Origin of the sequence: Flavobacterium odoriferum, assembly GCF_025499515.1 — a bacterium.
GTDB classification, from domain to species: domain Bacteria; phylum Bacteroidota; class Bacteroidia; order Flavobacteriales; family Flavobacteriaceae; genus Flavobacterium; species Flavobacterium odoriferum.
Genome location: NZ_JAMKFA010000005.1, coordinates 153,859 through 173,958, shown reverse-complemented (window position 1 = coordinate 173,958; position 20,100 = coordinate 153,859). Strand labels below are relative to the sequence as shown.

General features: G+C 32.0%; 22 protein-coding genes. 12 read left to right on the top strand and 10 right to left on the bottom strand.

Annotated features, from left to right (window positions below):
• Positions 1-19: 19 nt before the first annotated feature.
• From M9Q43_RS05365 to M9Q43_RS05350, 4 genes are read right to left on the bottom strand one after another with little or no spacing between them, the layout of a single operon-like run.
• Positions 20-1,849, bottom strand: a complete 1,830-nt coding sequence (locus M9Q43_RS05365) for an ABC transporter ATP-binding protein (RefSeq protein ID WP_262317930.1) — start codon at positions 1,847-1,849, stop codon at positions 20-22.
• Complete coding sequence (locus tag M9Q43_RS05360; RefSeq protein WP_262317929.1) at positions 1,850-3,577, bottom strand: phospho-sugar mutase; 1,728 nt, start codon at positions 3,575-3,577, stop codon at positions 1,850-1,852. It lies immediately after the preceding gene.
• Positions 3,578-3,616: 39 nt separating this feature from the next.
• The gene (locus M9Q43_RS05355; RefSeq protein ID WP_262317928.1) at positions 3,617-4,558 is read right to left on the bottom strand and encodes a glycosyltransferase family 2 protein; all 942 of its coding nucleotides are present in this window, start codon (positions 4,556-4,558) and stop codon (positions 3,617-3,619) included.
• 4 nt (positions 4,559-4,562) lie between these two features.
• Positions 4,563-5,102: a DUF4199 domain-containing protein gene (locus tag M9Q43_RS05350; RefSeq protein WP_262317927.1), complete on the bottom strand. Its 540-nt coding sequence runs from the start codon at positions 5,100-5,102 to the stop codon at positions 4,563-4,565.
• A gap of 220 nt (positions 5,103-5,322) precedes the next feature.
• Here M9Q43_RS05350 and M9Q43_RS05345 point away from each other — a divergent pair, with 220 nt between their 5' ends.
• The 3 genes from M9Q43_RS05345 (at position 5,323) to mtaB (ending at position 8,345) form a co-directional block, all read left to right on the top strand.
• Positions 5,323-5,574, top strand: coding sequence for a type B 50S ribosomal protein L31 (locus tag M9Q43_RS05345; RefSeq protein WP_026724762.1), 252 nt, complete (start codon positions 5,323-5,325; stop codon positions 5,572-5,574).
• 118 nt (positions 5,575-5,692) lie between these two features.
• A complete protein-coding gene (locus M9Q43_RS05340; RefSeq protein WP_262317926.1) occupies positions 5,693-6,868 on the top strand; it encodes a GlmU family protein in 1,176 nt (391 codons plus the stop codon).
• 148 nt (positions 6,869-7,016) lie between these two features.
• Positions 7,017-8,345: a tRNA (N(6)-L-threonylcarbamoyladenosine(37)-C(2))-methylthiotransferase MtaB gene (gene mtaB / locus M9Q43_RS05335; protein WP_262317925.1), complete on the top strand. Its 1,329-nt coding sequence runs from the start codon at positions 7,017-7,019 to the stop codon at positions 8,343-8,345.
• 40 nt (positions 8,346-8,385) lie between these two features.
• On the opposite strand, the gene M9Q43_RS05330 is transcribed toward mtaB, so the two are convergent.
• Entirely contained in the window at positions 8,386-8,667 is a 282-nt protein-coding gene (locus M9Q43_RS05330) for a GNAT family N-acetyltransferase (protein ID WP_133610790.1), read from the bottom strand.
• 51 nt (positions 8,668-8,718) lie between these two features.
• Here M9Q43_RS05330 and M9Q43_RS05325 point away from each other — a divergent pair, with 51 nt between their 5' ends.
• Genes M9Q43_RS05325 through M9Q43_RS05315 form a run of 3 tightly spaced genes read left to right on the top strand, consistent with a single transcriptional unit; the run spans position 8,719 to position 10,653 of the window.
• Positions 8,719-9,387 carry an alpha/beta hydrolase gene (locus M9Q43_RS05325; RefSeq protein ID WP_262317924.1) on the top strand — a complete coding sequence of 223 codons (669 nt, stop codon included), beginning with the start codon at positions 8,719-8,721 and terminating at the stop codon, positions 9,385-9,387.
• Positions 9,384-10,277 (top strand): lytic transglycosylase domain-containing protein, encoded by an 894-nt coding sequence (locus M9Q43_RS05320; RefSeq protein WP_262317923.1) that lies wholly within the window; start codon positions 9,384-9,386, stop codon positions 10,275-10,277. The genes M9Q43_RS05325 and M9Q43_RS05320 overlap by 4 nt, the downstream gene beginning before the upstream one ends.
• Positions 10,278-10,284: 7 nt before the next feature.
• Positions 10,285-10,653 (top strand): sulfite exporter TauE/SafE family protein, encoded by a 369-nt coding sequence (locus M9Q43_RS05315; RefSeq protein WP_262318012.1) that lies wholly within the window; start codon positions 10,285-10,287, stop codon positions 10,651-10,653.
• Positions 10,654-10,759: 106 nt separating this feature from the next.
• Here M9Q43_RS05315 and M9Q43_RS05310 read toward each other — a convergent pair whose 3' ends face one another.
• Positions 10,760-11,458, bottom strand: coding sequence for a TlpA family protein disulfide reductase (locus M9Q43_RS05310; protein ID WP_262317922.1), 699 nt, complete (start codon positions 11,456-11,458; stop codon positions 10,760-10,762).
• A gap of 139 nt (positions 11,459-11,597) precedes the next feature.
• Entirely contained in the window at positions 11,598-12,113 is a 516-nt protein-coding gene (locus tag M9Q43_RS05305) for a DUF2892 domain-containing protein (protein WP_262317921.1), read from the bottom strand.
• 168 nt (positions 12,114-12,281) lie between these two features.
• Between M9Q43_RS05305 and rpmH the strand changes: the two genes are divergently transcribed.
• Positions 12,282-12,443, top strand: coding sequence for a 50S ribosomal protein L34 (gene rpmH / locus M9Q43_RS05300; protein WP_007136275.1), 162 nt, complete (start codon positions 12,282-12,284; stop codon positions 12,441-12,443).
• A gap of 171 nt (positions 12,444-12,614) precedes the next feature.
• Entirely contained in the window at positions 12,615-15,470 is a 2,856-nt protein-coding gene (gene carB, locus M9Q43_RS05295) for a carbamoyl-phosphate synthase large subunit (RefSeq protein ID WP_262317920.1), read from the top strand.
• Positions 15,471-15,785: 315 nt separating this feature from the next.
• Here carB and M9Q43_RS05290 read toward each other — a convergent pair whose 3' ends face one another.
• Genes M9Q43_RS05290 through M9Q43_RS05280 form a run of 3 tightly spaced genes read right to left on the bottom strand, consistent with a single transcriptional unit; the run spans position 15,786 to position 17,408 of the window.
• Positions 15,786-16,457, bottom strand: coding sequence for a hypothetical protein (locus M9Q43_RS05290; RefSeq protein WP_262317919.1), 672 nt, complete (start codon positions 16,455-16,457; stop codon positions 15,786-15,788).
• Between the two features lie 38 nt (positions 16,458-16,495).
• The gene (locus M9Q43_RS05285; protein ID WP_262317918.1) at positions 16,496-17,035 is read right to left on the bottom strand and encodes a YceI family protein; all 540 of its coding nucleotides are present in this window, start codon (positions 17,033-17,035) and stop codon (positions 16,496-16,498) included.
• A gap of 10 nt (positions 17,036-17,045) precedes the next feature.
• Positions 17,046-17,408 (bottom strand): c-type cytochrome, encoded by a 363-nt coding sequence (locus M9Q43_RS05280; protein WP_262317917.1) that lies wholly within the window; start codon positions 17,406-17,408, stop codon positions 17,046-17,048.
• An 83-nt stretch (positions 17,409-17,491) separates the two neighbouring features.
• Here M9Q43_RS05280 and M9Q43_RS05275 point away from each other — a divergent pair, with 83 nt between their 5' ends.
• Genes M9Q43_RS05275 through M9Q43_RS05260 form a run of 4 tightly spaced genes read left to right on the top strand, consistent with a single transcriptional unit; the run spans position 17,492 to position 20,088 of the window.
• Positions 17,492-17,878: an OB-fold protein gene (locus tag M9Q43_RS05275; protein ID WP_262317916.1), complete on the top strand. Its 387-nt coding sequence runs from the start codon at positions 17,492-17,494 to the stop codon at positions 17,876-17,878.
• The gene (locus M9Q43_RS05270; RefSeq protein WP_262317915.1) at positions 17,856-18,392 is read left to right on the top strand and encodes an ankyrin repeat domain-containing protein; all 537 of its coding nucleotides are present in this window, start codon (positions 17,856-17,858) and stop codon (positions 18,390-18,392) included. The genes M9Q43_RS05275 and M9Q43_RS05270 overlap by 23 nt, the downstream gene beginning before the upstream one ends.
• Positions 18,393-18,398: 6 nt before the next feature.
• Positions 18,399-19,175: a T9SS type A sorting domain-containing protein gene (locus M9Q43_RS05265; protein ID WP_262317914.1), complete on the top strand. Its 777-nt coding sequence runs from the start codon at positions 18,399-18,401 to the stop codon at positions 19,173-19,175.
• Between the two features lie 16 nt (positions 19,176-19,191).
• Positions 19,192-20,088 (top strand): DUF5777 family beta-barrel protein, encoded by an 897-nt coding sequence (locus tag M9Q43_RS05260; RefSeq protein ID WP_262317913.1) that lies wholly within the window; start codon positions 19,192-19,194, stop codon positions 20,086-20,088.
• Positions 20,089-20,100: the final 12 nt, after the last annotated feature.

Below are 20,100 nucleotides of genomic sequence, written 5' to 3'. Positions count from 1 at the left end.
GTTTCATCAGCGTACTAATTTACTCGAAACTCTGCATCATCACCAACTTAGAATACGTTCTGTTTAAAGCTAATAATTCGTCATGCGTTCCTTGTTCCACGATTTCGCCTTTGTGCATCACCACAATTTTATCTGCTTTTTGAATGGTTGATAAACGGTGCGCAATCACTATCGAAGTTCTATTTTGCATCATATTTTCTAATGCCACTTGAACAAACTTTTCACTTTCGGTATCTAAAGCTGAAGTTGCTTCATCCAAAATCATAATCGGTGGATTTTTCAAAACGGCTCTCGCAATCGATAAACGTTGTTTTTGTCCGCCCGAAAGTTTTCCACCCGCATCACCAATGTTGGTTTCAATTCCGTTAGGTAAAGCAGAAACGAATTCGTAGGCATTTGCTACTTTTAAAGCCGCAATAATTTCCTCATCTGTCGCATCTTGTTTTCCTAAACGAATATTGTTTTTAATCGAATCGTTAAATAAAATCGAATCTTGTGTAACCAATCCCATTAAATCTCGAAGCGAATGTAAAGTCATATCTTTAATATCGATACCATCTATTTTTACGGTTCCTTCTTGCACATCATAAAAACGTGTCAATAAATTCGCAATCGTACTTTTTCCAGAGCCTGATTGCCCAACCAATGCCACCGTTTTTCCTTTCGGAATTTCCAAAGAGAAGTTTTTCAATACATTTTCATCAGCATATCTAAAGTTGATGTTTTCAATGCTGATTTTTTCGTTGAAAGATTCTTTTACAATTGCATTTTCTTTATCAGTAATGGTATTTTCAACTTCTAAAATTTCGAATACACGTTCTGCAGCAGCTAAACCATTTTTTACTGCGTAAGATGCTTTAGAGATTGCTTTTGCAGGAGTTAAAATGTTGTAAGCTAATCCAAGATAAACAATAAATAAAGCGCCATTTAATGTTTTGTCTATTAAAACTAAGTTTCCACCATACCACAAAAGTACTGCAATTGTTACAATTCCCATGAATTCACTCATTGGAGATGCTAAATTATTTTTCTTTCCTATACTATTATTCAAACGAAGTAATCTATCAATTGAATCATTGAAAATAGTTTTGAAATAGCCTTCTGAATTATAACTTTTTACCACTTTTAATCCACCTAAACTTTCTTCTACAATCGAAATTAAAAAGCCATTTTCTTTTTGAGCATTTTGTGATTTCGATTTTAAACTTTTACCAATTTTTGAAATTATAAATCCCGAAATAGGGATAAAAATAAATACAAAAAGTGTTAATTCGAGACTTATTCTCATCATTGCGATAATGGCAAAAACAATAGTTAATGGTTCTTTTACAATAAGTTCTAAAACCATAAAAAACGAATTTTGCACTTCATTAACATCACCTAACATTCTTGCCATAACATCACCTTTTCTTTTTTCAGAATAATAAGAAATAGGTAAAGAAATGATTTTATCATACATTTTTTCACGTAAATCACGAAGTACTCCGTTTTTTACTTTTGTTAAATGTTGCGATGCAAAATAGTTAAAAATGTTTTTGAATAAAAATGTTGAAATTACTAATGCAACGGTAAGTAATAGTGCATATTGTGGTCCGTTTTCCGCAGATAATTTTGTAATGTAAAATTGTAGATATTGTTTTCCATATGAACCCAATTCCCAAATTCCATTATATTTAGGTAATTCTGTAACAGCTTCATTCATTTTAAACAAAACTTCCATTAATGGAAAAAGTGCTACAAACGAAAGTGTGCTGAATAAGGCGTATAAAACATTAAAAAACACATTCCAAAAAATGTGGCTTTTGAATTTTTTTGCAAACGGAATTATTTTCTTTAAATTTTCGTCCATTTAGTTTAATTTCATTGCCGAAATAATGCCAGCAATTTTGTTATCTAATTCTTTTTCTAATGAATCTGCGTTTTCAATGGTATCTAAAACTCCATTTACGCTGAAATAGAATTTGATTTTTGGTTCGGTTCCGCTTGGTCTAGCGCAGATTTTACTTCCGTCTTCCAAATAGTAAATTAATACGTTCGATTTTGGGATGTTGATTTCAAATTCTTCATTATTCATGAAGTCTTTTCCTTTAGAAGCTTGATAATCTTCAATGCAAATTACACGTTGTCCGTTGATTTCTTTCAATGGATTTTCACGTAAATCTATCATCATTTGTTTGATTTCGTTGGCACCTTCAATTCCTTTTTTGGTAATCGAAATTAAATGTTCTTTATAGAAGCCAAAATCAATATATAAATTCAATAATTCTTGATATAACGAACTTCCTGAAGCTTTTGCTTGTGCAGCAATTTCACTCACTAATAAGATAGCGGCAACGGCATCTTTATCGCGAACGGCATCGCCAACCATGAAACCAAAACTTTCTTCACCACCACCAACAAATTTCTGATTTGGGAAATCTTTAATGAATTTTGCAATCCATTTGAAACCTGTTAATCCTACTTTGCATTCTACATCGTAAGCAGCTGCTAATTCCAACATCATTGGAGTAGAAACAATAGTTGAACCAATGAATTCATTTCCTTTAAATTTATCGGCGCGTTTCCATTGTTCTAAAAGGAAAGCCGTCATGATAACCATCGTTTGGTTTCCATTCAATAGTTTGATCTTTCCATCTAAATCACGAACAGCAACACCTAAACGGTCAGAATCTGGGTCAGTTCCTACAACAATGTCAGCTCCAGTTTTTTCTGCCAAAGCAATTGCCATTGACAACGCTTCTGGTTCTTCTGGATTTGGAGAAATTACGGTTGGGAAATCACCATTTGGTTCTGCCTGTTCTGGAACAATATTTACATCGGTATAACCAGCTTTTGCCAAAACACTCGGAATCGATTTAATCGATGTTCCGTGTAAAGAAGTATAAACGATTTTTAAATTCGCTTTTGCTTCTGCGGGTGTGTTAAAACTTGCGTTTTCAACGGTTGATTTTGCGAAAGCTTCGTCAACTTCAGTATCTATATATTCAATTAAATCGTTGTTGGCCTCGAATTTAATTTCGCTGTATTTTAAATCTTCGATTACCTTAATAATTTCGGCATCTTGAGGTGGAACTAATTGTCCGCCATCTTGCCAATATACTTTGTATCCGTTGTATTCTGGTGGATTGTGAGAAGCTGTTAACACAATTCCTGCATGGCAATTCAAATAACGAACTGCAAATGATAACTCAGGAGTTGGGCGCATATCCGAAAACAAATACACTTTAATTCCGTTAGCCGAAAACACATCAGCTACTACTTTAGCCAATGTATTACTGTTATGACGACAATCATAAGCAATGGCTACTTTTAATTGCTCATTTGGAAACGATTTATGTAAATAATCCGATAAACCTTGCGTGTTTTTACCTAATGTATATTTGTTGATACGATTGGTTCCAACACCCATAACACCGCGCATTCCGCCGGTTCCAAACTCTAAATTTTTATAGAAACTTTCTTCTAACTCTTTTGGAGCCGAAGTCATCATTTCTTTGATTGCTTCCTGAGTTGCTTCGTCAAATGTTGGTGTTAACCACTCGTTTACTTTGTTTAAAATACTTTGTTCGATATGCATAATCTGTATGTTTTGAGAGAACTATTGTTTTCTCATATATTATAATACTTCTGAAATCTTATAACGTTCTTCGTTGTTTTTGGTTCGTAGGATGATTTCACCTAAAAATCCGGCTAAGAATAATTGTGTTCCAATTAACATTGCGGTTAACGACAAATAAAATTGCGGTCTTTCGGTGATTAATCTTCCTGAAGTGTTGATGAATAATTTATCGATTCCTAAATAGAAAGCAAATAAAAATCCAATCACAAACATAATAGAACCTAATAATCCAAAAAGGTGCATTGGTCTTTTCCCGAAGGTTGATAAAAACCAAATCGTAATTAAATCCAAAAATCCATTAATAAAACGACTCATTCCAAATTTAGAATTTCCGTATTTTCTAGCTTGATGAATTACGACTTTTTCACCTATTTTTCCAAAACCAGCATTTTTCGCTAAAACAGGAATGTAACGGTGCATTTCTCCCGAAACTTCTATGTTTTTAATAACAATATTCTTATAGGCTTTTAATCCGCAATTGAAATCATTCAAATGAACACCAGATGTTTTTCGAGCAGCCCAATTGAATAATTTAGATGGAATATTTTTCGCCACAACAGAATCGTAACGTTTTTTCTTCCAACCTGAAATCAAATCATAATTATCTTCAGTAATTAAACGGAATAATTCTGGAATTTCATCTGGACTATCTTGTAAATCGGCATCCATGGTAATAACTACATCGCCTTGCGCTTTAGCAAAACCTGCGTGTAATGCTTGCGATTTTCCGTAATTTCTAAGAAAACGGATTCCTTTTACATTCGGATTTTCATTTGAAAGCTGTGAAATAACATCCCAAGAAGCATCTGTACTACCGTCATCAATAAATAGGATTTCGTATGAATAGTTGTGCGTTTGCATCACTTTCACAATCCAATTGTGTAACTCGGGTAACGATTCTTGTTCGTTTAATAATGGGATAACTATAGATAAATTCATTTATTTAGAATACAGGTTTGTCTTTTTTTACAATAACTCCAACAATTAATGAATGAATTAATCCAATAACACAATACATTATAATTGTAAAAGGAACAACAACATATGGATTCATAAACATTTTGACAAATTTCATCGACATTTTTAACTGCTCCGAAGTCATTGTTGGATTTTGTTTAACTGTAATTTCTTGAATTTGATTTAATAATTCATCTTTAAATTCTGGAAAAATAAAATCAAATATTAAGTAAAAAACACCATACATCAAAGCTGCAAGAGCGCTTATTGTAAGTCCAATTTTTATGGTTTCACCTAATGAAATGAAGCCATGGTTTATTTTTGTTTTGTAATGGTTTGCAGCTAAATAAATAAACAGGAATGGTAAAACCAAATAATTAAGAATATTAATAACCGCACCGACAATTGGTGATTCTTGGGGATTAATATCTAAAACATACATTATTACAAATTCTAATATCATTATGATACCAAAAGTAATAGCATAATTCATTGCCGATTTGCCTGGAGATAGTGTTTCTGTCATAATAGGTTTAATTAATTTACAAATATAAGAATTCTAATCGTTCTATATGAGTGATAAAAAATAAAAAAAAGTTACATAAAGATTGTTAGATTAAAAAATAAATGTAATTTTGCACTCTGAAATAAAAAGTTTATAAACCAAAAGGTTATAAAATGTTTACACCTCTTTTAATGTAGAGCCGCGAAACAAGTTATAATCGCTTAATAAAAAGATTTACAAAATGAAAAAAGGTATTCACCCAGAAAATTACAGATTAGTTGCATTTAAAGACATGTCAAATGAAGATGTTTTTATCACTAAATCTACAGTAGAAACTAAAGAAACTATTACTCACGAAGGTGTTGAGTATCCAGTTTTCAAAATGGAGATTTCTAGAACGTCTCACCCTTTTTACACAGGTAAATCTAAACTTATTGATACAGCAGGTCGTATCGATAAGTTCAACAGTAAATACGCTAAAAAAGCTAAATAATTTTTCGCTTTTTCAAAATAGAGAAAAGCTTCACTTAGGTGAGGCTTTTTTTATTGCCTAAATCTTCCTACTTTTGAGTATTGTTTTAAACAATTCATCACTTTAACAATTCAACATAATGAACTATATACTTTTTGACGGAACCGTTCGCAATGCTTTACTTCCTTTTACTTTTACTCGTCCAGTTGCTGATATTCGTATCGGAATTTTAACAATTCGAGAAAAGTGGGAAAAATATTTAGGATATACCACCACAACGCTTACCGAAGAATACTTGATGGAGAAATATCCAATGGTGGAAATGGAAGAAAACATTATGATTAACGCTTCGTTTTTACCAAATCCGATTTTAATCGATATGGTTCAAAATTTGAATGCTAAAGAAGCGATTCTTTTTGGAGAAGAAATTATCGCTTTTCACACCAATGATACGCAAGAAGATATCGATTTTGATGAATATGAACTAATTGAATACGAAGGTGATGTTTTAAGAATTGAAAATACTTGGGACATTTTTGCGAAGAATGATGCAGCTATTCGAGAAGATTTTGAGCTACTTACAGAAGATAGATTTTCTCAACCCATTCCAAAAAGCGTCAACGTAATTGCGCCTGAAAACATTTTTATTGAAGAAGGAGCGAAGTTAGAATTCGTAACGTTAAACGCTTCAACAGGTCCAATTTACATTGGAAAAAATGCAGAAATCATGGAAGGTTCTGTTATTCGTGGACCATTTGCATTATGTGAAGAAGCGCAAGTGAAATTAGCAACAAAAGTGTACGGAGCAACAACTGTTGGACCTCATTGTCGTATTGGTGGCGAAGTGAATAATTCAGTTTTATTCGGGTATTCTAATAAAGGACATGATGGATTTTTAGGGAATTCTGTTTTAGGTGAATGGTGTAACATTGGTGCCGATTCGAATAATTCTAACTTAAAAAACAACTACGAAGAAGTGCGCTTGTGGAGCTATGAAACCGAAGGTTTTGCACGCACAGGTTTGCAATTCTGCGGTTTAATGATGGGAGATCACAGTAAGTGTGGTATCAATACGATGTTCAATACAGGAACAGTGGTTGGAGTTTCAACGAATATTTTTGGATCTGGATTTCCAAGAAATTTTGTACCAAGTTTCTCATGGGGTGGAGCTTCTGGATTTACAATTTACATCACTAAAAAAGCATTCGAAACCGCTAAAATTGTAATGAGTCGCCGTCATGTAGAATTCACAGAACAAGACGCTAAAATTTTAGAACACGTTTTTGAGGAAACGAAGAAATATCGAAAAGAGTAATCTAATTTGAAAATTTGAAGATGTATGGATTTGAATATTACTTTGACTCTAATTACATTTTCAAATTTTCAAATGAAATAATTTTCAAATTTAACTATCTTTGCACTCTCAATTTTTTGACAACGATTTCATTAATTGAGTTTTACTTATGGAAAACAAGAAAAAAGTCGCGTTCTACACTTTAGGATGCAAATTGAACTTCTCAGAAACGTCTACAATTGCACGTGATTTTCAAAATGAAGGTTTTGAACGTGTTGATTTTGAAGAAATTGCAGATATTTATGTAATTAATACGTGTTCGGTTACTGATAATGCCGATAAACAATTCAAGCAAATTGTTAAAAAAGCAATGAAGCTTAATGATAAAGCGTTTGTCGCTGCTGTTGGTTGTTATGCCCAATTAAAACCAGAAGAATTAGCCGCAGTTGATGGCGTAGATTTGGTTTTAGGAGCGACAGAAAAATTCAAAATCACTGATTATATTAATGACTTGTCGAAAAACGACATGGGTGAAGTACATTCATGCGAAATTGAAGAAGCTGATTTTTATGTAGGAAGTTATTCGATTGGCGACAGAACTCGTGCTTTCTTAAAAGTACAAGATGGTTGTGATTATAAATGTACCTATTGTACAATTCCATTAGCAAGAGGAATTTCTAGAAGTGATGCATTAGAAAATGTATTGAAAAATGCTTCCGAAATTTCACAACAAGGCATAAAAGAAATTGTGTTAACCGGTGTAAATATTGGTGATTACGGAAAAGGGGAATTCGGAAATAAAAAACACGAACACACTTTTTTAGATTTAGTAAAAGCATTAGATGAAGTTGAAGGTATCGAGCGTTTACGAATTTCTTCCATCGAACCTAATTTATTGAAAAACGAAACGATTGAATTTGTGTCACAAAGTCGAACATTTGTTCCGCATTTTCATATTCCATTACAATCGGGTTCAAATGATATTTTGAAGAAAATGAAACGTCGTTACATGCGTGAATTGTATACAGAACGTGTTGCAAAAATTCGCGAAGTAATGCCTCATGCTTGTATTGGAGTGGATGTTATTGTAGGATTTCCAGGCGAAACAGACGAGCATTTCTTAGAAACGTATCATTTTTTGAATGATTTAGATATTTCGTATTTACACGTTTTTACCTATTCGGAAAGAGATAATACAGAAGCGGTTGATATGGATGGAGTAGTACCAGCTAATGTACGTTCAAAAAGAAGTAAAATGTTACGCGGACTTTCAGTTAAGAAAAGAAGAGCGTTTTACGAAAGTCAAATTGGAAGTAACAGAACGGTTTTATTTGAAAGCGAAAATAAAGAAGGCTATATTCATGGTTTTACCGAAAATTACGTAAAAGTAAAAACACCTTGGAATCCAGAATTAGTGAATACATTACACGAAATTAATCTAACCAAAATAGATGAAGACGGAAGTGTAAGAATGGAATTCATAAACGTAGAAGCATAAAAAAATCCCAAGTTGAATAGACTTGGGATTTTTTTTAGGATTAAATCATTAATCCTGGAGGCAAAAGCTCTCGATATTTTCTATTTTTTCTAAAGAAACTTATGAACTTTGCGTGCGTTGGCACCACTTTTAGTTTTCGTTCTTCAGCTAGTTCTAGTACGGTTTTAATAAATTCATGATGCAACTCTTCATCTTCATTATTGTTATTACAAAATTTGGTTAAAAAAAGTTTGCGTTCTTGTACAGAGTACTCAATTGCAACCAAACCAGTTTCCGTAATAATTTCAAATTGTCTTAAAAGTTCATTATCTTTGATTTCCATGATAACTTCAATTAGAGTGCAAATTTACGAAACTTTTTTAATATAATGGTAATGAGTAAGGTTCCAGTTTATTTCATGCCAGGTTTGGCGGCAAGTCCTACAATTTTCGAAAACATAAAATTACCAGAAGACCAATTTGAAATGCATTTTTTGGAATGGTTTTTGCCTAATGATAAAGAAAGTATCGAAAGTTACGCGCTTCGAATGACCGAGAAAATTCAAGATGAAAACCCGGTTTTAGTGGGAGTTTCTTTTGGAGGAATTTTGGTACAAGAAATGGCAAAGCATATTAAAACGCAGAAAGTAATTATCATTTCGAGCGTAAAATCAAATACCGAATTTCCGCCAAGATTAAAAATTGCAAGAGCAACAAAAGCCTATAAATTATTACCAACACAATTGCTGTCGAATGTAGAATTGTTAGTGAAATACGCTTTCGGAAACAATATTGTTGCAAAAAGATTAAAACTTTATGAAAAATATTTGTCGGTAAGAGATAAAAAATATTTAGATTGGGCTATAGAAAACACACTGATTTGGACGCAAAAAAAGGCTGATGAAAATGTAATTCACATTCATGGTGATGCCGATGAAGTTTTTCCAATAAAACACATTCAAAATTGTATTGTGATTAAAGGAGGAACACACATAATGATTATTAATAAATTTAAGTGGTTGAATGAAAATTTACCCAAATTAATTCTAAACGAAAAAGAATGAAAAAGTATATGACGAAGAAGATAGTAATTATAGGAATGGTTGCTGTATTGGCAAGTTTTCTTATTTATGGAGTAGTTTCAGAGAAAGCAAAATTTTCTCCTGTTGGATATAATTTGAAAATGGATTTTTCTGGAGAGGAAGTGCCAACATTTATGGCGGATGTTCAGGAGCGTTTAGATAAAGAAATGATTACCAATATGAATTATCATACGAATACCACTTTGGTAATCAAACGTGCGAATAAAGTTTTTCCTATTATTGAGCCTATTTTAGCAAAATATGGAGTTCCTGATGATTTTAAATACTTGGCAGTAATTGAAAGTAGTTTGGTAAATGCTGTTTCACCCGCTGGAGCAAGAGGTGTTTGGCAATTTATGCCTGCAACAGCCAAAGAAAAAGGAATGGAAGTGAGCGATGAGGTAGACGAACGTTATCATTTAGAAAAATCAACTGAAGCGGCTTGCAAATATTTATTAGTAGCGAAAGAAAAATTCGGTTCATGGACGCTAGCTGCCGCTTCATATAATGGAGGAATGAACGGAATCAGTAAAAAAATGGAAGAGCAACAAGTAGATAATTACTATGATTTATTGCTTACAGAAGAAACTTCGCGTTATGTTTTCCGAATTTTAGCTCTGAAAGAAATCATGAAAAATTCAGATAAATACGGATTTAGAATTCCAAATGAAGCATTATATTACAATATTCCAACACGTAAATTAGTAATCGACAGTAGTATTACCGATTTGGCTAAATTTGCAAAATCACAAGGGGTGAACTATAAGATTTTAAAAATTCACAACCCATGGTTAAGAGATAAAAAATTAACAAATACTTCTGGTAAAAAATATGAAATCGAAATCCCAACTTCAGGATATAACAAACAATAAACACCCAATGGATATTCAAATAGTTATATCTTTAGTATTAATTGGTGTTTTAGCAGGAATCTTAAGCGGATTAGTTGGAGTAGGAGGCGGCGTAATTATGGTGCCTTTGTTGGTGTTGCTTTTAGGATTTAATCAGCACCAAGCCCAAGGAACTAGTTTAGCGGTTTTAGTTGTTCCGGTAACGGCGATTGCGGTTTATACCTATCACAAAGAAGGTTATATCGATTGGCGTTATGTGGGGATAATTGCAGTGTTTTTTATTATTGGAGGGTATTTTGGAAGTAAAATGGCGGTTAATTTAGACCAAAAAATGTTAAAGAAAATTTTTGGTGTTATCTTGCTTTTGATTGCTGGAAAAATGCTTTTGGAAAAATAAAAAATCCACATAGAAAGCCAGTTGTATTGTAATTAAAGGAGTTGAGACTATGAAAACATTATAATCGTCTCTAAAACCGTTTTCTATGTGGAAGAAAATAAAGTTATTAATGAGTAGCTAATCTTGTTTTGTTTAAACTATTGGCAATTAATAAAGAATTTATATCAGTATTTAATGCAGTTATAGAATTGTCAAACGAAGTTTTAAAATCTATTTTATACAATGGTTTTGAACTTCTTTTTTTAATTGAAACTACTGTTCTTGAAGCATCTAAATAATACGACGTAGGAAAACCAAGTGTCTTTTTTAATAATTTTATGGTCGCTTGATCTTTTGAATAACTTTCATGCGCATAGCAAACTTCAATTTGACTATTAAATTTTCGAGCTATCTTTTTCATGTTTTGTTTCTTATCCCAAAAAATAACAACAATTTTAATTTTGCCTTTATAATCTTGTGCCATTTTATTCAATGCCGGAATTTCTCCTTTTTCAATTACACACCAAGACGCATAAGTAAAAATTAAGGTTGGAATTTTAATAGAACTCAAATGTAATTTCTTTTTTCCAATTCTTTTAAACGAAAAATCATCAAATTGTGTACCTATTAATGTATTAGAAACTAATGAATCATATAAATAAGTGGCTTTTATATAGTCTTTTTTTGAATAGGCTTTATTGCTGTAACTTATATATTGTTTAATGTTTTTTTTAACAGCAGTTGAGAAAGAAACAATAGAATCTTTATTCGCAAAAGAACTAAACGAATAAAATAATATAAAAAAATACAAGTAAAACGGTTTCATAATCTACTTGTTTTATACATATAAAACTATGAAAACTAATTGATTAGCTGTAAGAAAATCGGCAAGAAATACAAAAAACTCGTTAAACTAACAAAAAAAGCACCTTAAAAGGTGCTTTTGTGTGTTGAAAATGAAATAGTTACATTTTTTTCATTTGATCTTTCATCATTTTAATCTGATCTTTTAGCATATTTTGTTTGTCTAATTTCTTAGCTTCATTCAATAAGTTAGTAGCTTCAATTTTTCTTCTACGCGTCATAGCAATCCCAGCTAATTGTAATTTAGCTAAAGCTAAATCTTGATCCATAGATAAACCAAGAGCAATTGCTTTTTTGAAATATTTTTCAGCTTCAATTAAATTAGTTTGCGAAACCATTAAACCGTGTAAGTAATTAAAATAACCTTGTTGTTTTTGTACCAAAGCAGCTTCAGGGTTTTTAATGTATGATAACCATTTTTGTGCTCCAGGAAAATCTTGTTTTCGTAACTTTAAAAAAGCCAATAAAATAAACTCGTTTTTAAAGTATAAGAAAATAAAAATAGTAGAGAATAATAATAAAAAGATACCATTTCCGATATTACTTTCTGTAAATTGATAAATTCCAAATGCTATAATTAAAGCGGCAAGAACTAATTTGATATTTTTATGAAACATTATAGTGTATATTTGTTGACTGCAAAGATAATAAAATGAATTAAAAATATTTTTAAAAAAGTGCTTGCGAATGAAAAAAGTCTTTGTATATTTGCACTCGGTTTTCAGGATAGGAAACCTATGAGTTTTAAAAAAGATTTTTATTTATAGATTTTAAAAGATACTACAATGAGTAAGAGAACGTTTCAACCATCAAAAAGAAAAAGAAGAAATAAGCACGGTTTCATGGATAGAATGGCTTCTGCTAATGGAAGAAAAGTGCTTGCTCGTAGAAGAGCTAAAGGAAGACATAAGTTAACTGTTTCTTGCGAACCAAGACACAAAAAATAATGTTTTAGCTTAAAACAATATATCAGCCGTTACTTTTATTAGTAGCGGCTTTTTTTTAAACTGTTTATAAAATTTAATAAGTTTTAAAGCTCATTCTGATGTAAACCTTTGAAAATTAGTAATTTTATATTCGCATTATAACTACAACCCACAACAACAAAACAACAAAAAATGCCTAAAGACACAACAATCAAATCGGTATTAATTATTGGATCAGGACCTATTGTTATTGGTCAAGCTTGCGAATTTGACTACGCAGGTTCTCAGTCAGCTCGTTCATTAAGAGAAGAAGGAATTGAAGTTATCTTGATTAACTCAAACCCTGCAACCATTATGACCGACCCAACCATGGCCGATCATGTTTACTTAAAACCGCTTACCACAAAATCTATTATTGAAATCCTAAAAGCACATCCACAAATTGATGCTGTTTTACCAACCATGGGAGGACAAACGGCTTTAAATCTTTGTATTGAAGCAGATGAAAAAGGAATTTGGAAAGATTTCAACGTAAGATTAATTGGTGTAGATATCAATGCCATCAATATCACCGAAGATAGAGAGCAATTCAAAAACTTATTAAATAAAATCGGAATTCCGCAAGCACCAGCTAAAACGGCTAACTCTTTCTTACAAGGAAAAGAAATTGCTCAGGAGTTTGGTTTTCCATTGGTAATCCGTCCTTCGTTTACATTAGGAGGAACTGGAGCAGCAATTGTGTACAAAAAAGAAGATTTTGACGGTGCTTTAACCTATGGTTTAGAAGCATCTCCAATTCACGAAGTCTTGATTGATAAGGCTTTAATGGGCTGGAAAGAATACGAATTAGAATTATTACGCGATAGTAACGACAACGTAGTTATCATCTGTACGATTGAAAATATGGACCCAATGGGAATCCATACTGGAGATTCGATTACAGTGGCACCTGCGATGACTTTATCAGATACAACATTCCAAAAAATGCGTGATATGGCGATTTTAATGATGCGCTCTATCGGAAATTTTGCTGGAGGTTGTAACGTACAATTCGCAGTTTCACCTGATGATAAAGAAGATATCGTGGCGATAGAAATCAATCCACGTGTATCTCGTTCTTCGGCTTTAGCATCAAAAGCTACGGGTTACCCAATTGCTAAAATCGCATCGAAATTAGCTTTAGGATACAACTTAGATGAATTACAAAATCAAATTACAAAATCAACTTCGGCTTTATTTGAACCAACGTTAGATTATGTAATCGTTAAAATACCAAGATGGAACTTCGATAAATTTGAAGGTTCAGACCGTACGTTAGGACTTCAAATGAAATCGGTAGGAGAAGTGATGGGAATTGGACGTTCGTTCCAAGAAGCGCTTCACAAGGCTACTCAGTCGTTAGAAATCAAACGTAATGGGTTAGGAGCAGACGGAAAAGGTTATAAAAACTACGAACAAATCATCGAAAAATTAACTTTCGCGAGTTGGGACCGAGTTTTCGTAATTTATGACGCCATCGCGATGGGAATTCCGTTAAGCAGAATTCATGAGATTACTAAAATCGACATGTGGTTCTTAAAGCAATATGAAGAATTATTCCATTTAGAAAGAGAAATTTCGAATTATAAAGTAGATACATTACCAAGAGAATTGCTTTTAGAAGCGAAGCAAAAAGGATACGGAGACCGCCAAATTGCCCACATGATGGGTTGTTTGGAAAGTCAAGTGTATAAATTGCGTGAAGACCAAAATATTAAGCGTGTGTACAAATTAGTAGATACGTGTGCAGCAGAATTTAAAGCGATAACTCCTTATTTCTACTCGACTTTTGAAGCTGAAATTGAAAAAGCAGACGGAACCAAATACGTTCACAACGAAAGTATCGTTACCGATAAGAAAAAAGTAGTTGTTTTAGGTTCGGGACCAAATAGAATTGGACAAGGAATTGAGTTCGATTATTCTTGTGTTCACGGTGTTTTAGCTGCGAAAGAATGTGGTTACGAAACCATCATGATTAACTGTAATCCAGAAACGGTTTCTACCGATTTTGATACGGCAGATAAATTGTATTTCGAGCCTGTTTTTTGGGAACATATTTACGATATCATCCAACACGAAAAACCAGAAGGTGTAATCGTTCAGTTAGGTGGACAAACAGCCTTGAAATTAGCTGAAAAATTAGCAAAATACGGAATCAAAATTTTAGGAACTTCATTCGATGCTTTGGATTTAGCCGAAGATAGAGGGCGTTTCTCAGATTTATTAACCGAATTAAATATACCATTTCCTAAGTTTGGAATTGCAGAAAGTGCGGAAGAAGCTTCGGTATTAGCAGATACGTTAGACTTTCCATTATTAGTTCGTCCTTCGTATGTATTGGGTGGGCAAGGAATGAAAATTGTCATCAACAAGCAAGAATTAGAAGAACATGTAATTGATTTATTAAAATCGATTCCTGGAAATAAATTACTATTAGACCATTATTTAGATGGTGCTATCGAAGCTGAAGCTGATGCTATTTGCGATGCTGATGGAAATGTGTACATTATAGGAATTATGGAACACATTGAGCCTTGTGGAGTGCATTCGGGCGATAGTAACGCAACTTTGCCTCCGTTTAACTTGGGCGAATTTGTAATGCAACAAATCAAAGACCACACCGAAAAAATCGCAAGAGCATTACAAACGGTTGGTTTAATTAATATTCAGTTTGCGATAAAAGACGATACAGTTTATATTATTGAAGCAAATCCAAGAGCATCTCGTACGGTGCCGTTTATTGCAAAAGCATATGGCGAACCGTATGTAAATTATGCAACAAAAGTAATGTTAGGTCACAATAAAGTAACCGATTTTACTTTCAATCCACAATTAAAAGGATATGCGATTAAGCAACCCGTTTTCTCTTTCAGTAAGTTTCCAAATGTAAACAAAGCATTAGGGCCAGAAATGAAATCAACCGGAGAAAGCATCTTATTCATAGACGATTTAAAAGACGATCAATTCTACGATTTGTACGCAAGAAGAAAAATGTACTTAACGAAGTAATGCATAAAAAGAAAATCCCAATCGAAAGATTGGGATTTTTTATTTGCAAACTCTACCCCTAAAGTCTACAAAGAAGTATTTTAAATAAAATATGATAGTTGTATTTTGTCTTATTTTGTAGTACTAAATTACAAAACCATTTTTAGAGTCTGTTACAGATTTTCTGTACATTTTTAATTTTTTTTTCCAGTGTTTACTGGGATTGTTGTTTTAAAATTCATTTTTTTTAAATTAAAAAGTGCGTATTTTGACTATTGATCAAAAAAAAAGACATCTATTAAGATGTCTTTTTTTTTTGATATTTTTTGGTAAGTATTACATACCACCCATTTGTTTTTGGAATTCTTCCATAGTTACTTTTGTATAACCTTCTCCAATTGTAAAACAATCTTTAGGTAACTCTTTAGAAAAAGAAGTCGCTGTCATTAACATTTCTCCTTGTTCAGTTTTTACTTTCACTTCTAATGGATATCCTGTAAGTTTTACTTTTGCATCATCTTTAGTTTGTTGAGGTGCAATTGCATCAGTAATATAAAAGTCACTTGATGTTCCATCGTTCATTTTTACAGTAGCTTTATAACATTTAAAACCAGCAATTTCTTTAGTGTCTTTTTTGTCGTAACTAACTTCTAAAGCGTTTTCTAAATTTCCTAACCCTTTGTTAGCTTTTAAAGCTTCTTCGCCTACTTCAATAATTTCATACTTCATACCCATTACTTCAATCGCCATTTTAGAATCTTTAAGATTTCCAACAGGAGTAATAGTTTTCATCATCATCATTCCGCCCATCATGTTCATATCTGTTGCTTGATTTTTTTCATCAAAATGAACAGATATTGTGCTTTCGCCCATCATTGCTGCAGCTTCGTCATTTCCAGTTAAGCTCATTTTATAAGTTACAGAACCTTTTTTTAATGCTGTTTGAGCATTGATAGAAACACCCGCTAGTAATATAAATGCGAATGCAATTTTTGTTAATTTTTTCATTTGAATAGATTTTTGTTCTGTAAAAGTAAGAAAATAATTTATTTGAGTAAGAAATCTAAAGAAACATTTACTTTTTTTGAAACTTTTTTACTAACAACACTCGGAATTTCAATGGCGAAGTCATCGCTATTAACAGAAAAGTTTGAACTAATTTCAATTCCTTCATTGGTTTTTCTGATTTTAGCAATTACAGAAATATCTTTCGTTTTCCCATGAAGTTCAAGTTTTCCTTTCAATGTGTAATTTTGAACTGTAGTTGTAATTTTAGAAATATCAAAGTTTTCAATTTTCCCCTTAAATGTTGCTTTTGGATATTTTGCACTTTCAACATAATTTTCATTAAAATGCTCTTCCATTAATGCTACTTTAAATTTGAAACCTTTCATTAAAGCTAATGAAGCGATTTCGCCTGTTTTTGTGTTTAATACACATGAAACACCTGTGTTTTTAGCCTTAACTTCTTCAAATGCTGGTACAGAAGCTTCAAATGATATTGTACCATTTTTGGTAATTATTTTTTCTTGAGCAATAATTGAAAAGCTAAGAAAAAGTATCGGAATTAATAATGTTATTTTCATTGTCTTATTTTTATTGTGGAAAATCAGCATCAATCCATTCTGAAATTGTATTAATATCGTTTTGAGGTAGTCTTGGTCCGCCAAACGGCATAGCGCCAGATGTTCCTTCAGTTCGAGAAATTCTATCTAATAAATTACGAGTCAAAACCGCATCTTTTACATTTTCGTATGTGGTTAAAGACATTGGGGCTCCATTTGTAGGAACATCTCCATGACACATAATACAATTGTTGTTAATGATTGACTTTATGGTCGAAGTGTAAGTAACTTCTGATGTGTTATTTGGTTCTCCCAAATCTGAAAGGCTATCGGTAGTGCAGCTTGAAAGTGTTGCAAATCCTGATAAAATGATTAAATAAATTTTGTTTTTCATAGCGTTTTTTATGTAACAAAAATAAAAAATTAACTTGTATATACAAATAAAATTGTTAATTTTATAGGTTTAAAATTGAAAAAATGAAAAAAAAGTTGTTAATTTTTGGTTTTTTTGTAATAATTTTTGCATTATTGTTGTATAATTATATTTATAAAAATCATCGTGATATCTCAAGTGAAAAGGAATCGTTTGCTGTTTCTGTTGTTGATTTAAAAAATGATTATGATAAAAGCGATAGCCTTGCAAATGCTAAATATCTTGATAAAACTATCATCATCTACGGAAAAATTAGCAGTTTAGATTTAACAAATAATATTCTAACAGTTGATACTTCATTATCAGCAATTATAAAAGAAAAAAATACTACTTTAAAAGTAAATGATTCTATAAAACTAAAAGGTAGATTTATTGGATATGATGATTTATTAGGAGAATTTAAAATGGATGAATGTTCAATTGTTGAATAATATGAAATATGTTTTATTGATTATACTATGTACGTTTTGTCATTGTTTTTCTCAAGAGAATACATTCTTTAATATAGCTCGAAAAGGTACAGTTGAAGAAGCTCGGCAATGGATTTCAGAAAAGCCAAATAGTATTAATGAGATAAATCAACATGGATTTTCGCCTTTGATTTTAGCATGCTACAGCGGAAATATTGAGATGGTTACATTTTTGATTGATAATAATGCAAATGTAGATTTTTTATCTTCCGAAGGAACTGCTTTAATGGCAGCTACGGTTAAGGGAAATCTGAAAATGACAGAATTGCTGCTTAAAAGTGGTGCAAATCCTGATTTAACAAATGAAGCCGGAATTTCTGCATTAATGTACGCTGCCCAATTTAAAAACATTTCAATTGTTAAATTATTATTGCTACACAATGCTAACAAATTATTGTTAGATAAAGAAGGAAAATCAGCTTTTGAATATGCTGTTTTTACTAAAAATGAAGAAATTATTAATCTTTTAAAATAATTAGCTATGAAAAACAAAATTACTTTATTATTACTAATTGGAGTTTCACTTTTAAGTGCCCAGCAAAAATCCACAGGTGTTGTTACTTTGTCTACAAATATGGCGGCAACATTAACGCTTGATAACGGAACTTCAACGGCAACTTTATCTTTAACTGGACCAAATGATAGATGGTTTGCACTCCAATTTGGTTCATTCACTGGTGGAATGGCAGCTGGTTCAGATTTAGTGTATTGGGATAATGTTACATTAGTTGATGCAAGACATGTTGGGATAGGTTCAACTCCTACTACAGATGCAACAAATAACTGGACAATTACTTCAAATTTGAATAATTCGCCAAGTGTTGGTTTAAGAACAATTGTTGCAACAAGAGCTTTTAATACTGGTGATGCAAATGATTTTACATTCAATTTTAGTGATACATCTATCGACTTTGCTTGGGCTCGAATGAGTTCTGCAACATACGGATTAGCTTATCATGGTGGAACCAATAGAGATGTTTCATTGGATAGAACTTTTACGCTTGGTACAGAAAGTTTCTCTTTAAATGATTCACAATTATATCCTAATCCAAGTAATGGAAATTTTACGATTATTGCTAAAACCAATATTACTAAAGTTAACGTATATACAATTACAGGAGCTTTTGTTAAATCAATTGAAGTAAGTGATAATGCAAATAATACAGAAGTAAATGTTTCTGGATTAGAAACAGGTGTTTATCTTTTAGAACTTCAAAATGATGCTGAAAAATCTTGGAAAAAAGTAATTGTAAATTAAACGAAATTTAAAATTTATGCTATTTAGAAAAGGAAAAATTTGGAAAACAGTCATACTATTTGCTTTTCCGTTATTAATGAATGCCCAAGATGATTTGTTAAGTGAAATAGATACAACGGCAACAGATGTAACGGTAGAATCGGCATTCAAATCGCTAAAAATAGTGAATTTAGAATCTACAAAGCTTGCTGCAAAAGGTGATTTTTATTTCATTGTAGCACACCGATTTGGATTTATCGATAAAGGATTTGATGATTTTTTTGGATTAGACAATGCAAACACGCAGTTAAAATTTTTATATGGTGTAAACGATTGGTTAACACTTCATATTGGCAGAAGTGGTTTTCAGGAAACATATGATTTAGCAGCAAAGTATCGATTGTATGCGCAAAAAGAAAATGGGTTTCCGGTAACTATAGTAGGATTTAATAGTGTGGCAATTAATTCTGAATTAAAAGAAGAGGATTATCCAAATTTAAAATTTGAAAATAGATTAAGCTATGTAGCTCAAGTACTAATTTCCAGAAAATTTTCAGATAAATTATCTTTAGAAATTGCGCCAAGTGTTTTTCACGAAAATACATTACGCGATATCTTAGACGAAAATAATGCAGTGATTTTACCCAATCCACAAGATAATACACAATTTGCTGTTGGTCTTGGCGGACGATATAAATTAACAAGTCGATGGTCTGTAAATGTTGATTATGCTGCACATTTAAATAGAGCTTCGCAATCAAATTACAAAAATCCGTTATCAATTGGAGTTGACTTAGAAACTGGTGGACACGTATTTCAAATGCATTTTACAAATGCACAAGCCATGCACGAAACAGGTTATTTAGGGCAAACAGTAGGCGATTGGTCAAAAGGAGAAATTGCTTTTGGATTTAATTTAGTCAGAGTGTTTTAAATAAAATACTAT

What these genes read in the sequence shown, in the direction of transcription:
- M9Q43_RS05365 (WP_262317930.1), bottom strand. Translation starts at nt 1,849, where the DNA reads ATGGACGAAAATTTAAAGAAAATAATTCCGTTTGCAAAAAAATTCAAA.
- M9Q43_RS05360 (WP_262317929.1), bottom strand. Translation starts at nt 3,577, where the DNA reads ATGCATATCGAACAAAGTATTTTAAACAAAGTAAACGAGTGGTTAACA.
- M9Q43_RS05355 (WP_262317928.1), bottom strand. Translation starts at nt 4,558, where the DNA reads ATGAATTTATCTATAGTTATCCCATTATTAAACGAACAAGAATCGTTA.
- M9Q43_RS05350 (WP_262317927.1), bottom strand. Translation starts at nt 5,102, where the DNA reads ATGACAGAAACACTATCTCCAGGCAAATCGGCAATGAATTATGCTATT.
- M9Q43_RS05345 (WP_026724762.1), top strand. Translation starts at nt 5,323, where the DNA reads ATGAAAAAAGGTATTCACCCAGAAAATTACAGATTAGTTGCATTTAAA.
- M9Q43_RS05340 (WP_262317926.1), top strand. Translation starts at nt 5,693, where the DNA reads ATGAACTATATACTTTTTGACGGAACCGTTCGCAATGCTTTACTTCCT.
- mtaB (WP_262317925.1), top strand. Translation starts at nt 7,017, where the DNA reads ATGGAAAACAAGAAAAAAGTCGCGTTCTACACTTTAGGATGCAAATTG.
- M9Q43_RS05330 (WP_133610790.1), bottom strand. Translation starts at nt 8,667, where the DNA reads ATGGAAATCAAAGATAATGAACTTTTAAGACAATTTGAAATTATTACG.
- M9Q43_RS05325 (WP_262317924.1), top strand. Translation starts at nt 8,719, where the DNA reads ATGAGTAAGGTTCCAGTTTATTTCATGCCAGGTTTGGCGGCAAGTCCT.
- M9Q43_RS05320 (WP_262317923.1), top strand. Translation starts at nt 9,384, where the DNA reads ATGAAAAAGTATATGACGAAGAAGATAGTAATTATAGGAATGGTTGCT.
- M9Q43_RS05315 (WP_262318012.1), top strand. Translation starts at nt 10,285, where the DNA reads ATGGATATTCAAATAGTTATATCTTTAGTATTAATTGGTGTTTTAGCA.
- M9Q43_RS05310 (WP_262317922.1), bottom strand. Translation starts at nt 11,458, where the DNA reads ATGAAACCGTTTTACTTGTATTTTTTTATATTATTTTATTCGTTTAGT.
- M9Q43_RS05305 (WP_262317921.1), bottom strand. Translation starts at nt 12,113, where the DNA reads ATGTTTCATAAAAATATCAAATTAGTTCTTGCCGCTTTAATTATAGCA.
- rpmH (WP_007136275.1), top strand. Translation starts at nt 12,282, where the DNA reads ATGAGTAAGAGAACGTTTCAACCATCAAAAAGAAAAAGAAGAAATAAG.
- carB (WP_262317920.1), top strand. Translation starts at nt 12,615, where the DNA reads ATGCCTAAAGACACAACAATCAAATCGGTATTAATTATTGGATCAGGA.
- M9Q43_RS05290 (WP_262317919.1), bottom strand. Translation starts at nt 16,457, where the DNA reads ATGAAAAAATTAACAAAAATTGCATTCGCATTTATATTACTAGCGGGT.
- M9Q43_RS05285 (WP_262317918.1), bottom strand. Translation starts at nt 17,035, where the DNA reads ATGAAAATAACATTATTAATTCCGATACTTTTTCTTAGCTTTTCAATT.
- M9Q43_RS05280 (WP_262317917.1), bottom strand. Translation starts at nt 17,408, where the DNA reads ATGAAAAACAAAATTTATTTAATCATTTTATCAGGATTTGCAACACTT.
- M9Q43_RS05275 (WP_262317916.1), top strand. Translation starts at nt 17,492, where the DNA reads ATGAAAAAAAAGTTGTTAATTTTTGGTTTTTTTGTAATAATTTTTGCA.
- M9Q43_RS05270 (WP_262317915.1), top strand. Translation starts at nt 17,856, where the DNA reads ATGAATGTTCAATTGTTGAATAATATGAAATATGTTTTATTGATTATA.
- M9Q43_RS05265 (WP_262317914.1), top strand. Translation starts at nt 18,399, where the DNA reads ATGAAAAACAAAATTACTTTATTATTACTAATTGGAGTTTCACTTTTA.
- M9Q43_RS05260 (WP_262317913.1), top strand. Translation starts at nt 19,192, where the DNA reads ATGCTATTTAGAAAAGGAAAAATTTGGAAAACAGTCATACTATTTGCT.